The sequence below is a fragment of the Brevibacillus sp. FSL K6-0770 genome (assembly GCF_038000275.1).
Taxonomy (GTDB): Bacteria; Bacillota; Bacilli; order Brevibacillales; family Brevibacillaceae; genus Brevibacillus; species Brevibacillus parabrevis.
Window position 1 is genome coordinate 5,282,993 of record NZ_JBBOBQ010000001.1, and the last position, 15,112, is coordinate 5,298,104.

Here is a 15,112-nt window from a genome sequence, read left to right on the forward strand (position 1 = left end):
GACTACACCCCCGTAGTAATGATTAGATTGCCATATTCATCAACAATGAGATGCTGTCCAGGATAAATGACCGTTGAAGAAGAAGGTTCCTCGACAATTGCCGGACCCTTCACCGCGCTTCCGGCATTCAGCAGCTCGCGGTCGTAGACTGTCGTGTCAATCCATCCATACTCTTCGAACAGAACCGGACGCACTTCTTTGCGCGCTTCCTCGCTATTGTCCCCTTGTCTTCCCAGACTGGCTATCCGTGGTTTTTGCACCATGCCGAACGCCGTTAGATGGAGGTTTACAATCTCCGTCGGTGCATGCTCCAGTTTGAACGTGTAATGCTGCTCGTGCAGGTCATGGAAGCGATAAATCACTTCCTCAATCGCTTTTGCATCCATCAGTCCATTTGGCACGGGAACCTTGACAGCATGCTCCTGTCCGACGTAACGGATGTCCGCATAGCGTACGAACAGTACTTGATCCGCTGCAATTCCTTCGCGCTCGTATTGGTCGGTCGCTTCTTTTTCCAGTTGGCTCCATTCGCGATTCAGTTCTTCCTGATTCAGTCCGTTCATTCGGCGAATATACGTCTGGATGTAGTCGTGCCGCAAGTCAGTCATCAGCATGCCCCATGCGGAGAAGACCGAAGCCGCAATCGGGATGATGACTTTTTTCACACCCAATTCCTTGGCCAATGCCAGCGCATGCATCGGTCCTCCCCCTCCGAATGCAACCAGGGAAAACTCCCGCGGGTCGTAACCCTTGCGAATGGAAATGAGCTTCAGCGCATTCAGCATGTTGGAGTTGGCAATGCGGATAATTCCCAGTGCCGCCTCTTCCACGGAGATGCCGAAGTGCTTTGCGATCTTTTCGTCGATCGCTTGCTTGACCGCTTCCATATTTACCTCGTTTTGAAAATTGGCAGGCGATAACCGCCCTGTAACCAAATTGGCATCGGTTGTAGTCGGACTTTCACCGCCACGCCCATAGGCGACCGGCCCTGGCAACGCCCCGGCCGACTGTGGCCCCACCTTTAATGAGCCGGCACCGTCGATCCAGGCAATAGAACCTCCGCCATTCCCGATCTCCACGATATCAACCACTGGTACTTTAATCGGATATCCGGCATTTCGTTCATCTTTCTCAATCCGGTATTCGGTCGTAACCTTTACTTCCCCTTTGTCAATCAGGGAGCATTTGGCCGTCGTCCCTCCGATATCAAAAGCAATGATGTTTTCTTCCCCAAGAATTTGCCCTAAGATGGCTGAGCCAAAAATCCCGGCTACTGGCCCCGACTCGACCATGTTGATCGGCGTTTCTTTTGACTGCTCAAAAGTAGTCGTGCCAGAGTTGGACTGCATGATATATTTGTTGCCGTCAAGCCCGATGTCGTGAAGATGGTTACTCAACTTGTCGATGTAGGACTTGGCAATCGGCTTGACATAAGAGTTCAGCACTGCCGTACTGGTCCGCTCGTACTCGCGCCATTCCTTGGTCACCTCATGCGAAGCCGTCACGGCTACCTCCGGCCAAATTTCCCTGATCGCTTCTACCGCCAGCTTTTCATGAATGGGGTTGGCGTAGGCATGCAGGAATGAGACCGCAATAGCCTCGACTCCCTCCGCTCGCAGTTGCTCGACAGTGGCCTTCACCTCTTCCACCGCCAATTCGGTCATGACTTCCCCCTTATAGTTGATCCGCTCGCTGACCTCCTTCCTCAGAAAGCGCGCAACAAACGGAGTCGGCTTCTGATAACGAACATTGAACAAATCGGGACGGTTGCCTCGGGCAATTTCCAACACATCGCGGAACCCTTTTGTCGTGATTAACCCGGTCTTTACTCCCTTGCGCTCCGTCAATGCGTTGATAATTACCGTCGTTCCGTGGATAAAGGTCGCGATTTCCAAAGGATCAATCCCAGCCTTTTGAATCACTTGGATAACCCCTTGCTCAAAATGGGGCGGTGTTGTATCGCTTTTAGCGGTACCGATTTTACCGTGCTCATCTAGGTACACCAGGTCAGTAAACGTTCCTCCAATATCTGTAGCTACACGCATAGGAACCACCCTTCTAGGAGTAATGGAATGTTACAGCATTAATGCAAAATCTCGCCTTCCGTTTCCTTCAGGAAAAGCGAAGCCACAAATGTAACGACAAGAAAAGCGGAGATAAAGGAAACCGTAGTCAAAAAGCTGCTGTTGATCGCCAGCATGGCTCCGATTACACTTGGTGCAATCGCGTTGGCTACACGCTGGCCGGTCATCCCTACAGAATAGCTGACACCGCGGACCTCTGTCGGATACAGCTCAGCCATCCATGTATCCCATACTCCCCACGCCCCCAAGCTGAAGAACGAAAGGGCAAAATTCCAGATGTACATTTCCTGCAAAGTATTTGCGTTGGCAAATCCAAACCCGCTGATCGCTGCAAAAAAGACGAACAGCGCCATTACTTTTTTGCGCCCATATTTGCCCGTCAAATACGAGGAAACCATGTAACCGGGAAACATGAAGAGGGCGGATATAGCCATAAAGCCCATTCCTTCCGGCGCACTCAATCCTTTTTTCGCCAAAAGTGCCGGCATCCAGGAGGACAGTCCCCAATATCCCCAGGAAAAACTAAAGTTGATGACGAGCTGCAAAATTGTCGAACGCCGGAATTGCCCGCTAAAAATCTCCAGGAAAGAACCTGTTTTCACATTCTCCACAGCAAGCTCGACGCTGTTGATCTCTTTTTGCATCGTGCCTTTGGAAAGTTTGTCAATAACCTCCTTCGCCTCCGAATGGCGCCCTTTTCCGGCCAACCAGTACGGCGACTCAGGTACAAACGCAGCGATTGCCAGAAACCACAAACCGGCAAGCGAACTGACGCCAATAATCCAGCGCCAGCCCAGCTCCATAAAGAGGTAGGTCGTGCCAATGGCAAGCAAATAGCCTACTGGCCATCCAGAAGCCAGATACACCGCAGCCTTCCCACGCACCTTCATGGGGAGCAGCTCCTCGAAGTAGGGGAACGTTGCCACCAAAACCCCAGAGAGCGCCACACCGGACAAGAAGCGGGTCCACCACAGCATTTCGTAGGTGAGTGAGAATGCACTAATAAGCGAAATGATTCCATAGAGGCCAAAACTGATAATCATTGATTGCTTGCGGCCGATTTTATCAACGAGCTTTCCCCATAGCAGGCATCCCGGGATCATCCCGAGATAAATGGAGCCGATAAGCGATCCGATTTGAGTGCCGTCCAGTTGAAACTCGCCGCCAATTGAAGCGCTTGCCAGAATGACAATCATCATTTCCCACGATTCAATCACAAAGGAGAAAAAAAGCACCAATCCCGCTTGCCAATGCTGACTGGTAACCGGCATGTTTTCAAACAGCGCCCCAACGGGTACTGATCGCTTTTGCAGTACCTCCACTCCGCTTTCTGCTCTCATAAATGGCCCCCCTTATCTCTTCTCACAGCCGCTAACTTTGTTTTTAAAACAGCTTCCAGCAGGCCACTTCTTCATCAGGCGGCGACTGGTAGCCATCCAGCTTGCTGTGGCTCCAACCGAATTTTTGGTTGAGCTCTATCAAAAATTCGGCGTATTTAAAAGGTGCAAGGCTTGCGTCAATAACCGGAACCCCCAGCTCCTCCTGAATTTCCCGATAAAAGCCAAATTCAATCGTGCATCCCAGCACAAGCACATTGGCTCCATCCTTCTCGACAGCCTCTCGCGCCGCCTCACGCATCCGCTGCATCGTCACCTGATGATCTTTCTGAAAATCGTGCACGCCCATATCGAGTGACTTGAAAGAAGCCAATTTGTCGGCAAAGCCATATTTATGGACGTTCTCTCTCATCTCCGGTATCCACTTGCGCCGCCCGACAATGATCGAGATACTCTCGCCCAATGTCGACGCAATATGCAAGCTGGCTTCTGCCGGAGCCGTGACGACCATTTTTTTCGAAATCTCTCGGGCCGCCCTCAAGACAGGATCGTAGAAGCAGCCGATAATTGCCGCATCGTAGCCGTCTTCTTCGGCTTTTTTAATCACGCGGAGGATTTCCGGCATCAGCATCACTTCGTAGCAGTTGTACTCCAGATGAGTCGGTCCAGGACCCGGGGTCAAGGAAACCACATCCACAATCGTCCCCGCCTGCTTGATCCTGTCAAACTCGCTCTTGAAAATGGTGTTGAACAAATCAGTAGTGACCGGATTGATCCACAAAATTCTTTTCTCCATGCGAATGCCCCCTCATCGGTTTTGGTTTTTCCCAATCTTGTGTGTCCATCATGCAGCCCACAGCCCCCTATCCTGCATAGCTTTCAATCATACTGCTTGTTTCTGTTCACATTATTTCACACAAAAATAATAATCTTAATATTTAAAACAAACAAAAAACAGCCTGTATCTTTGTCTATCACAGACAAACCGAGCTGCTTCGCGCTTCTATTATGGCAATAGCTTCCTGGCCTTCAGCGCCAGATGGAAATTCAATCTTTCCTCAGGCTTTTTAAAAGGATCAAACCCGAGAATCTCCTTCACTTTTTCAATCCGGTATTTGACCGTATTGGGATGTACGAACAACCGCTTTGCGACATCTGTAAAGATTTCCTTTTCATCCAGATACGCTTCTACCGTCTTTACCAGATCCGTTTGATTTTTGGCATCATATTGATAGAGCTGATCGAGAAGCCCCGCTGTAAACTGGTCTAACAACTTGCCGGATAGTTCCCCCAGAATCCCGAATACCCCCAGCTCATTCACTGCTGTAATACTGCCCGTCCCAAACATTTTGCAGCCGAGCTCAAGGGCTTGCAGCGCTTCCCTGTAGCTTTGGTCCAAGTTCAACGGCGACGGATAAAAACCGCCGATTCCGGCAGATACGCGGGCTTTGCCGCTTCCCGCTTCGATAGCCTCTTTTAACAGGACCGCAAGATTTTTCGCTTCCTGTTGCGAATGTTGCTTGTCAAATTGCCTGTCAAAATGAATGAAAATGACCAACATGTCCCCCTTTACCACAAAATTGCATTTGGGAGCATGCTGATTGATCGTTGACCGGACCGCCGCGTGAATGCGGCTTTCCAGTTTCCCCATCTCTTTTTCAAGCCCATCGCTGAAGTCAAAACGCATGACCAGCACCATATGTTTTTTCACCAGGTTAAGTCCGACCGCTCTCGCCCTCTCGTACAAATCCTCTTCTCTAACATATTTCCCTTCGAACATTTCCGTCAAAAAGTCGCTTCGCATGCGTCTTTTCGCCTCGGTAATCGCCCGCTGCTTGGCAATCTCCAGAGCGACCGCAGTAGAAGCGTGCGAGATGGCAATGAAATCAAGCTCTTGTAAGAAAGCCCCCATCTCTAAGGTAAAAATGTACCCCAGAGGATCGCTTATCACTCCGGCAGGCATAACGATCAGCCGTACAGACCGCCCCTCTATCTCAAACAAGCTGGAGTGAAACGCCATCTCCAGCGCAGAATCGTGGGTCCAGTTTCCAGCTTTATCAAACTGAATCCGCTCCGACATTTCTGTCATAAGCAAACACTTTTTTAAAAACGAATGTTCTTCCGCTTCTTTTGACCCTAAAGCCAAAATTTCGAACATATCGTCGGTAATCATGACTGGCTGCTTGATTAATCCGGTCAGCGTCTTGGCAATCGCATTCACATCGCCGCCATGCAGTATGACGCGGGTCATCTCCCGGTTAATCTCTTCCGATTGTTTCAACAACTGTGATTGCCGATTCAGGATCGTCCCTAACACGGCAGAAAAAACCGTAGCATAAGGCATCGCAGGAGGCAACAAAATGACAGGAAGGCCGGAAATATTCGCTGCCTCCACGATCGCCTTCTGCATGATCTTGTCAGCAATCATCGGATGAATCCCCAGAGCTGCTGCCCCGTTTTCAGCAAGCTTTTTAATCGTATTCACTTGCGCCTCCAGATCATCTTTCAAGCTGTGAAAGGTGGTCAGCACAAGCTCGCCTCCCAAAACCAAATGCTCCACTTCGGTTATGGGCATTTCCAAAACATTTACCTGATTGATGATCCTGTCCAAACCATCGAAACCGGCGATAACACGTAAACTTTGCAGCGCGTCCAACCGCAGCATCTCCTGCACCGTAATCCCCATTTTCGATCCTCCTCTCGGCCTAACCTTCCTGGAAGTAGATAAGACACGTTTCCTGATTCGTTGATTAGACGAGCTTTACAAGATCATACTGGTTCGTAAGAGAGAGTTGCGGATATTATTGTTTTTTCTAGCTCGTTCATTTTTGTTTGGCTTCGTTCATGTATTTGTAAGTCTGGTCGGGAAAGTCTTAATTGCGAATAGTCGCATTTATTATACCATTTTGTATTTGGATTGACTTTTGGTAGTGGTAGTGGCAGTGCCTTGGGCAGTCTGGGCATTTCGCTTGGGTTTCTGGATGAATATCCGAATACTACACTGGAAAACATCCGTACGATGATTAACTCGAGTTATGGAATGGCTTCTGTCCTTCTACGACCAACGAGGGCAACACAGCAGGGAGAACCGTACTCGCCTTTTTTGCAAATTGAACCTGCAATGGCTTATCAATACGGTTTACCATTGCTACTTGTGATTGAGGACGGGTTTCCGGCAGGCGGCATTTGGGGAGGGGCTGGTCAGCTCGCTCCATTTACTCCCATCGTTTGGTTGTTTCTGGTTCTGTATTGGTAGATGATTTTTTAAAAAGTCCCCAGTGGAAATCCGCTCTGAAAAACTGGGCCGGACAAGTTAGAAGCGGGTACTTTATACAGACAGGACCCGCATTTCAGTATCGCTGTGATGACTGAAAATTGAGTCAGTTCATGCATAACGAGACTTCGCTGTCAACGCAAAAAAGCCACCTCTGCAGGTGGCTTTTTTTATGTAGGTGGAGGCGGGGGGATTCGAACCCCCGTCCGAAAACAGCGATACATGAGCATCTCCGAGCGCAGTCACTCATTTAAATTTCGGCGACGGATTCGCGGAGTGACGCGCTGACCCGTTACCTAGCCTGATTGATCTTCTTCCTTCGGCTCCAGGCGGAAGCCTCCGGCGTATCCCACTAAAGTTGAGCGCTAGTCATGCCACATGGGCGATGGAATGGTAGCGCCTCACTGGTTATTAAGCAGCGAGAGAAAGTTGTTTGTTGCCAGTTAATGGCGTTTGCGTTGGTGACGAGGTCCGCAACCCCCCGGCTCGCTTCTCATGCTCTACCATCCCCGTCGAATCCAGAACGCCCCCGAGGTATAAGGTGAGAAAAAGTCCAGATGACGAGCCATTATCGACATCCAGACTGTGTTTACAAGTCAGTCCATGCAAGCTTGTACCGCTTGCTGTTGTTCCACTACTATAGCACAAGCGATGGCGGAAACTCAACGTTGATTGCTGCCAGGCTTGCCATAGCCATCCATTATGCCTTTTGGCGGTCGCGCAAGGCGCGCTCGACTTCGCGGGCTGCGTCCTTTTTCTTGAGGTCTTCGCGCTTGTCGTAGTTCTTTTTCCCTTTGACGAGAGCAAGCTCGACTTTGGCCCAGCCGCCTTTCAAATAAATGCTCAGCGGAACCAGCGAGTAGCCTCTTTCGCGGATCAGACCGTTCAACTTGAGGATTTCCAGCCGTCTCATCAGCAGCTTGCGGGTGCGCTCCGGTTCATGGTTGAAACGGTTGCCCTGCTCGTACGGGCTGATGTGCACGTTGTACAGCAGCAATTCGCCATTTTGCACGCGGGCAAAGCTGTCTTTGAGCTGGACGCGCGCTGCACGCACGGCCTTGATCTCCGTTCCGGTCAGGGCAATGCCTGCTTCGAATACTTGCTCGATGTGGTAATCGTGGCGTGCTTTTCGGTTTTGGGCGACTGTCTTGGTTCCGGTTTTATCTTTTGACATGGAGATCACCTCACTCGTACGTACTGCGTATCGTAACAGTTAGTCTAGCAAATTTTGCCGATGGTGGCAAGCGATTTTCCCGGAAGCTTCGGGGGCTTTCCTGGCCGATTGGCACTCAAATCAAGCCCCCTTGGCTCTTATACAATCGTTTAACGGCGCTTCCGTTTGACCTGGCTGGCTACATTCTTGCGGTTTTTCTTTTTGGAGCGGACAAAATCTTCCCAGAAGCCTTTCTGGTTCTGTGATTGATTTTCTTCTCCGCCTATCCCGATTGGCAGTACCTCTTCCTTGGCACCTGCTGATCCGGAAGCTGGTGGACGAGAAGCTTTTGTTCCTTCGCTTCTGCGGCGATCCTTGTATTTTTGCCGGATTTCAGCCGGGTGCTTTTTGTCCTTTTGGCGATCTGGACGTTCTGGACGACCTCCGCGGGAACGATCCTGCTTGCCGCGAGTCGGCTTGCGCTCTCCTCCGCGTCCGTCGATGACGCGCGGTGTACGTTCGCGGCTGCCGCGGAAACCTGCCGCTTTGGTCATGCCGACGATTTCAAAATCGATGGTGCGTTCATCCACGTTGACACTCGCCACGCGAACCTGCACAACATCCCCGATGCGGTACTGCTTGCCAGTCCGCTCCCCTACCAGCGCATACATCTTCTCATGGTAGTGATAGTAATCGTCGGTCAGGAAGCTGATGTGCACCAGCCCCTCGATCGTATTGGGCAGCTCCACGAAAATTCCGAACGAGGTAACACTGGAGATGACGCCTTCAAATTCTTCTCCGATGTGCTCTTTCATGAACTCCGCTTTTTTCAGGTCGTCCGTCTCACGCTCGGCGTCCACAGCCAGTCGCTCGCGCTGGGAAGCGTGCTCGGCGATAACCGGCATTTGCTCCGCCCAATACGCCAAACGCTTCTCTGACAGGTTGTTGCCCTGCTCGATCCAATCCCGAATGCGGCGATGGACAATCAGGTCCGGGTAGCGGCGAATCGGCGATGTAAAATGCGTGTAAAACTCGGTGGACAGCCCGTAGTGACCGAGGCTTTCCGCGTCGTAGCGCGCTTGCTTCATGGAGCGCAGCATGACCGTGCTGATGATGATTTCTTCCGGCGTGCCTTTGACTTCCTCCAAGAGCTGTTGCAGCGCACGAGGATGCACAGAGTTGCCTTTTCCCCGGATCGAATAGCCGAAGTTCGTGATAAACTCCATGAAAGACATGAGCTTCTCCGCGTTCGGGTCTTCGTGAATGCGGTACATGAACGGCTGCTTCATCCAGTGGAAATGCTCTGCCACTGTCTCGTTGGCTGCCAGCATAAATTCTTCAATAATCTGCTCGGCAATCGAGCGCGTGCGGAAGCCGATCTCTGTCGGTGTGCCTTCTTCGTTGACAAAAATTTTCGCTTCGCGGAAGTCGAAGTCGATGGCTCCGCGCTGCATCCGTTTGGAGCGCAGCTTCAGTGCCAGCTTCTTCATTTCCTCGAACATCGGGACAAGCTCGCTATACTTCTCAAGCAAAGCTTCGTCCTTGTCTTCCAGGATGCTGCGCACATCGGCGTACGTCATGCGCTCGTTGGTACGGATAACGCTGAGGAAAATATCGTACTTCACCAGCTGCGCATTTTGGTCCATCTCCATATCGCAGGAGATCGTCAGCCGATCCACTTTTGGATTCAAGCTGCATATCCCGTTCGACAAGCGGTGCGGCAGCATCGGGATGACACGGTCGACCAAATAGACGCTCGTACCCCGGCGATACGCTTCATTGTCCAGCGCAGACTTTTCACGGACGTAGTAGCTGACGTCGGCAATATGCACGCCAAGCCTTACATTTCCGTTCGGCAACACTTCAAGCGACACGGCGTCGTCCAAATCCTTCGCGTCCGCTCCGTCGATTGTGACCATCATCCGGTCGCGGAGATCGCGGCGTTCCTTGATTTCGTCTTCGGAAATTTCGTCCGGCGAAGCCTCTGCTTCTGCCAGCACCTCATCCGGGAACGCTTCCGGCAGATTGAACTTGCGGATAATCGACAGGATATCGACTCCCGGGTCGTTTTTGTGCCCCAGAATCTCGACGATTTCTCCTTCTGGATTCACCCGTCCTTCCGGGTAGCGGACGATATTGACGACTACTTTGTGGCCGTCTACCGCTCCGTTGTACGCCGTTTTCGGGATGAAAATGTCTTTGCCAATCCGCTTTTCATCCGGGATGACAAACGCGTAGTACGTCTCGTCCTTGAACGTCCCGACAACTTGGGTCATTCCCCGCTCGACGACGCGAACGATCCGTCCTTCCAGGCGATTGCCGCCCGCTTCCTTTTCCACACGAACCAGCACGGTATCACCGTGAATCGCTCCGTTCATGTCGTTGGCGTGTACGTATACATCTTCCATGTCAGGTGTTTCCGGGATGATAAACCCAAAGCCTTTTGGATGGCTTTGCAGACGTCCGCGCACCAAATTCATTTTTTCAGGTACACCATATCGATTCGCACGAGTGCGGATAATCTCTCCGCCGGCTTCCAGTGCGTTCAGCGTCTTCACCAGTTCCTTGAAGGAAGCTGAGTCCTTGATTTCAAACGCTTCCTCCAGTTCCTTCACTGTCATCGGGTGATAGGCCTGCTCGCGCATGAACGCGAGTATTTTTTCTTGATCTGTCATTCACAAACCTCCTTTTTTCGCGTGGCTCTACCGCGCTGTTCCATTTCTCCATTACTATGTAGTATTCACCGTTCATCCACATCGCAATCGGAATAGCGAAAAAGACAGCAAGTCGCACTCGCTGTCTTTCGGCTATTCGTCTATTACGCTCCTGTTTTCAAGAAATACCCGAGCAAAATCGCAAAAATCATGAAAGCAACCGCAAATACAACGGTCAGTTTCCCTAAAAGTGCGTCAATCCCACGGGCTTTTTGTTTGCCCATCAGTTGCTCTGCACCGCCACCAATCGCTCCCGAAAGGCCGGCACTCTTTCCAGATTGCAGCAACACGACGATAATTAAGCCAATACTTGCGATCACAAGTAAAATTTTCGCAGCCAATGCCATCTACATTCACCTCAAAACGGATTTCCAAGGCGGTAAAAAACCAATATAACCACTTTATCATACTTGTCTGGTTACAGCAACCCGCTATCCTTTCCATTATATGTGGAGCAATCATCCGCAAAATAATCTCCGACTTTTTAGGCACAATAGATAGAGATAGTGAAAGATTGTTTACACAAAATTGGCAAATTGTGTACTTTCTTTGTCTGTTTGGCAGTCGCCTTGCAACTGTCAAGATTTTGCCGTAAAATTGCAGTTGAACCTTTATTATTTGCATCGGGAGGTCTTTGTCAAATGGCTGGGTCCAACAAAAAAGACATGAATCAAAACGACGTAATTGATTCCGCGAAGGCCTTTTTCACTTCGTTTGGTATCTTGTTTCTAGTTTTTCTCATTGCACTCGTAGGATCGATTATTTTCCCGCCAAAACATGGGGAAGAAGCTCAAGGTGGCGGCGCACCTACTGCCAACATTGACGCTGCAGCTATTTTCAAACAAAACTGTGCTTCCTGTCACGGGCAAAACCTTGAAGGAATCGCAGGTCCAAACCTGACCAAAGTCGGGGCAACTTACAGCGCTGAAGACATCGCCAAAATTATCAAAGAAGGTAAAGGCGGCATGCCTCCAGGAATGCTGAAAAAGCAACCAGAAATTCAAGCGGTTGCACAATGGCTGTCGGAGCACAAATAAGTACATAGATAGCCGTAAGGAGAAACACCGAAGACTCGTCCTCTTCGGTGTTTTGCCGTTGATGGGGGGATTTGCATGAGCACCGTCATGGAGATTGAATCGTTGGGCAAAAAAGTTTTCGCTTCTGCCGATTCCTGGCTTTTTCGCGACTTGAACGCAACCATCTCAGAACCTGCTATTATTGGAATCCTCGGAAAATCCGGTCAGGGCAAAAGCACGCTGCTCCGCATTTTAGGCCGACTGTTGGCTCCCGATCACGGAACCGTCCGAATGGAGCAAAAAGCAATGGAGCAATGGCCGAGCGCCTTGTGGCGAATGAAAATGAGCTACGTCGCCCAGCAGGCGACCATGCTGCCCGGTACGGTAGAAGACAATTTGCGAACCGCAAGCATGCTGCACCAGCGCCCTTTTGACCAACAGCTCGCCCGCGCCCTGTTTGAACAGCTTCATCTGGAACAGGTCGAATGGTCGAAGCCAGCGCAGCAACTGTCTGGCGGCGAAAAACAGCGTGTAGCCCTCGTGCGGACACTGCTCCTGCGTCCGGCTGTTCTGCTATTGGATGAAGTCACAGCCTCGCTGGATACGAGAAGCAAACTGGCAACCGAGCAATTGCTCGTCGATTTGCACAAACAAACAGGCACGACCATCCTCTGGGTCACGCACGATCTGGAAGAGGCGAAAAACAACTGCGAACGCATCTGGTTCATGGCAGATCATCAGCTGCAGGCAGACATGCCCAGCCACGCGTTTTTTCAGGCGCCGCCCACCGAACAGGCGCGGGACTTTTTGCAGACATCACTAGCACAAGCTCATCCAGGCGCGAAAGAGGTACACCATATATGACGTATACATCGATCTGGATCGCATTTGCCTTCGTACTGATTGCCCTCCTCCTCTCCTTGTGGCAGCGGCTTGGGCTGGAAAAGGAAATTGCCGTCGGCACGATCCGCTCGACGCTGCAACTTTTGGCGATTGGCTACGTGTTGCATTTCGTCTTTCATTCGGACAGCATCCTGTTCATTTTGCTGCTCATCGCCATGATGATTGCCGTCGCCTCCTGGAACGCGGCGAGCAAAGCGAAAAAGCTGCGCGGCATTTTTGGGCGCATCGCTCTTTCGCTTGCGCTCACGGAGCTGGTCACCATGGGGCTGTTGGTGACGCTCGGACTGGTTTCGCCGACACCTCAGTACCTGATTCCGATGAGCGGCATGATTATCGGCAGCTCCATGATCGTTTGCAGCCTGTTTCTTACCCATATGAACAGGGAAGTGGAAACCTCGCGCGGCGAGATCGAGGCGCTTTTGTGCCTGGGAGCGACTACCCGGCAAGCGGTGCAAATCGTCCTCAAGCGCGCCGTGAAAGCAAGCATGATCCCTACTTTTGATACGATGAAAACGATTGGGCTTGTCCAGTTGCCCGGCATGATGACGGGGATGATTATTGCTGGCGCCAGTCCTATCGAAGCTGTTCGTTACCAGATTCTCATCATGCTCAGCTTCAGCTCGTCTGCTGCTGTCTCCGCCGTTCTGATCAGCATGCTGAGCTATCGGCTCTGGTTTACACGCGATTCCATGTTGCACTCATAACGTTCTTTCCAAAAACTGTCGGTCATGTTTCCGGCAGTTTTTTTCGTCTTTTGTAATGAAAGCACGCCTTGGTCGTCAAATTACAAGTAGAAAGCATAAAAGGTGGTTCAGCTATGGACAAAAACAGCATCATCGAGCAATGGTTTCTGCGCTATAGCGACGACATCTACAAGTTCCTCGTCTACTACACCGGAAACAAGGACGTGGAGGATCTTGTCCAGGATGTGTTCCTCAAGGCGCTGCGGTCACTGGAGTCATTCGAAGGCCGATCGCAACCGAAAACATGGCTGCTCACCATCGCCAGACATACAGCGATCGACTTTGCCCGCAAAAATCGGCTGCGCAACTGGCTGCCGGACAAATGGCTTGCCGGGGTTCAATCGGAAGCAAAAACGCCGGAGGAAATTTTGCATCTGCACGCCGAACAGCAAGCCCTGTACCAAGCCGTCAGAAAAATGAAGCCCGCTTATCGCGAAGTATTGATCCTGCGCGGGATAAAGGGGTTATCTCCCAAAGAAACGGCCGAAATTCTCGACTGGTCGGAAAACAAAGTAAACGTGACCATGCACCGGGCCATGAAGGCGGTAAAAGAGCATTTGATGCAAGACAGAAAGGAGATGGTAGGCGATGCCATCTAAAACAGACGACCAGCTTCTAAACGACATGAAAGGACTACCTGACATGAAAATGAACCAGGATAAAAAACAGGAAATCATCTCCACGATCCGCTCGACTGACACTCATTCCTTGCCTAAACGAACAGCCGCTTCCCCCGGCCGCTTCTCTGCTCTGGGTAAAGGCTTGGCCGTATGCTCTGTTCTGGCGGCCACGATCTGGATGGGAGCGACCCTCATCAGCAACAACCAGCAAAGCACCATGCCGGAATCAATCACAAGCAACACGCCCGGCTCGACTTCTGCTTCCCCTGGCCCAGCGGCTGGAAAAGGAAATGCCGTAACCCCTGCGCCTGTTCAGCCGCAATCGGAGCAATTGCTGCCGCTCATCCGCAAAGACGCCGAAAAAGGCAAAGTGATTGAGGTTCCTTACAGCGTGGAGCAGACTGTTTTTGATCAAGTCGAAAAAGATTGGGGCAAGCCGGATCATACCGATCAGGCAAACGGCCTGACCTACTCCACCTATGCCAAACGCGGTGTCGTGTTCGGCTACAACAAAGGCATGCAGGTGGTCGATATCCGCACGAACGATCCCCGCTTGGCGAAACTCAATGCGGACATGGTGGAAAAGGCGATGGGAAAACCCGGCCGTATTTCCGAGTTCGCCGGTAAAACGATTTACACATACGACGTAACAGACAAATACCAAATCAAGTTTATCTTCCAAGGCAAGAAAACCGCCAGTGCCAAGGATCTCGTCCTGGTTCGCTACAACGTCTACTACCCGCAAGGCAACAAAAACCTGATGCTGTACGGAAGCAATGCCGATATTTTGCAAAGCATCCGCGATCTGGCCAAAAACGGGCAAACTTTCGGCAGCGAATATCGCGTCGAAAAAGACTTATTTGATGACATCGAAAAACAGATCGGCAAACCAGATATCGTCGCGACCTTCAATGGAATTACCTACAATACCTACATGGACAAAGGATTGGTCTTCGCCTTCAACAAAGGCATGCAAGTCGTGGATATTCGCTCCTACGATGCACGCCTGCAAGCAATCAGCCAAGCGGAAGTTCTGCAAACGTTGGGCAAGCCGAACAGTGCCACGACCGCAGCAGGTGAAACCATCTACACGTACAAAGTTACGCCTGACTACGAGTTGAAAATCATCTTTAGCGGAACGGGCGGCAAGCCGGAGAAACTCTACATCGATCACGTCAACATTTACTATCCGCGCGGCACGATCAACAACATGGCAGGCTGATCAGCACCATTTTGTACGCAAAAAAAGACGAGGGCACCCGCCCCCG

Annotated in this window: 12 protein-coding genes and 1 other RNA gene; 5 read left to right on the forward strand and 8 right to left on the reverse strand. The window is 51.0% G+C overall.

What is annotated here, in order from left to right; all coding sequences use genetic code 11:
• Positions 1 to 2 precede the first annotated feature (2 nt).
• The 8 genes from NST23_RS25085 to secG form a co-directional block, all read right to left on the reverse strand.
• A complete protein-coding gene (locus tag NST23_RS25085; RefSeq protein ID WP_122963697.1) occupies positions 3 to 2,045 on the reverse strand; it encodes a hydantoinase/oxoprolinase family protein in 2,043 nt (680 codons plus the stop codon).
• A 38-nt stretch (positions 2,046 to 2,083) separates the two neighbouring features.
• Positions 2,084 to 3,424: an MFS transporter gene (locus tag NST23_RS25090; protein ID WP_122963696.1), complete on the reverse strand. Its 1,341-nt coding sequence runs from the start codon at positions 3,422 to 3,424 to the stop codon at positions 2,084 to 2,086.
• A gap of 43 nt (positions 3,425 to 3,467) precedes the next feature.
• Positions 3,468 to 4,217 (reverse strand): aspartate/glutamate racemase family protein, encoded by a 750-nt coding sequence (locus NST23_RS25095; protein ID WP_287103071.1) that lies wholly within the window; start codon positions 4,215 to 4,217, stop codon positions 3,468 to 3,470.
• A 210-nt stretch (positions 4,218 to 4,427) separates the two neighbouring features.
• Positions 4,428 to 6,107, reverse strand: coding sequence for a PucR family transcriptional regulator (locus NST23_RS25100; protein ID WP_287103073.1), 1,680 nt, complete (start codon positions 6,105 to 6,107; stop codon positions 4,428 to 4,430).
• 764 nt (positions 6,108 to 6,871) lie between these two features.
• Positions 6,872 to 7,226: a transfer-messenger RNA gene (gene ssrA / locus NST23_RS25105) on the reverse strand.
• 169 nt (positions 7,227 to 7,395) lie between these two features.
• Positions 7,396 to 7,869, reverse strand: coding sequence for an SsrA-binding protein SmpB (gene smpB / locus NST23_RS25110; RefSeq protein ID WP_122963688.1), 474 nt, complete (start codon positions 7,867 to 7,869; stop codon positions 7,396 to 7,398).
• A gap of 149 nt (positions 7,870 to 8,018) precedes the next feature.
• Positions 8,019 to 10,523 (reverse strand): ribonuclease R, encoded by a 2,505-nt coding sequence (rnr, locus tag NST23_RS25115; RefSeq protein WP_217023269.1) that lies wholly within the window; start codon positions 10,521 to 10,523, stop codon positions 8,019 to 8,021.
• Between the two features lie 143 nt (positions 10,524 to 10,666).
• Positions 10,667 to 10,909, reverse strand: a complete 243-nt coding sequence (gene secG / locus NST23_RS25120; RefSeq protein WP_003843341.1) for a preprotein translocase subunit SecG — start codon at positions 10,907 to 10,909, stop codon at positions 10,667 to 10,669.
• A 294-nt stretch (positions 10,910 to 11,203) separates the two neighbouring features.
• Here secG and NST23_RS25125 point away from each other — a divergent pair, with 294 nt between their 5' ends.
• The 5 genes from NST23_RS25125 (at position 11,204) to NST23_RS25145 (ending at position 15,066) form a co-directional block, all read left to right on the forward strand.
• Complete coding sequence (locus tag NST23_RS25125; RefSeq protein ID WP_173597700.1) at positions 11,204 to 11,599, forward strand: YqzM family protein; 396 nt, start codon at positions 11,204 to 11,206, stop codon at positions 11,597 to 11,599.
• 75 nt (positions 11,600 to 11,674) lie between these two features.
• Complete coding sequence (locus tag NST23_RS25130) at positions 11,675 to 12,442, forward strand: ABC transporter ATP-binding protein (RefSeq protein ID WP_173597701.1); 768 nt, start codon at positions 11,675 to 11,677, stop codon at positions 12,440 to 12,442.
• The gene (locus tag NST23_RS25135; RefSeq protein WP_122963684.1) at positions 12,439 to 13,185 is read left to right on the forward strand and encodes an ABC transporter permease; all 747 of its coding nucleotides are present in this window, start codon (positions 12,439 to 12,441) and stop codon (positions 13,183 to 13,185) included. Before NST23_RS25130 ends, NST23_RS25135 begins: the two co-directional genes overlap by 4 nt.
• Positions 13,186 to 13,298: 113 nt before the next feature.
• Positions 13,299 to 13,823, forward strand: coding sequence for an RNA polymerase sigma factor (locus NST23_RS25140; protein WP_122963683.1), 525 nt, complete (start codon positions 13,299 to 13,301; stop codon positions 13,821 to 13,823).
• Positions 13,813 to 15,066, forward strand: coding sequence for a YjgB family protein (locus NST23_RS25145; protein WP_242774074.1), 1,254 nt, complete (start codon positions 13,813 to 13,815; stop codon positions 15,064 to 15,066). The genes NST23_RS25140 and NST23_RS25145 overlap by 11 nt, the downstream gene beginning before the upstream one ends.
• Positions 15,067 to 15,112 lie beyond the last annotated feature (46 nt).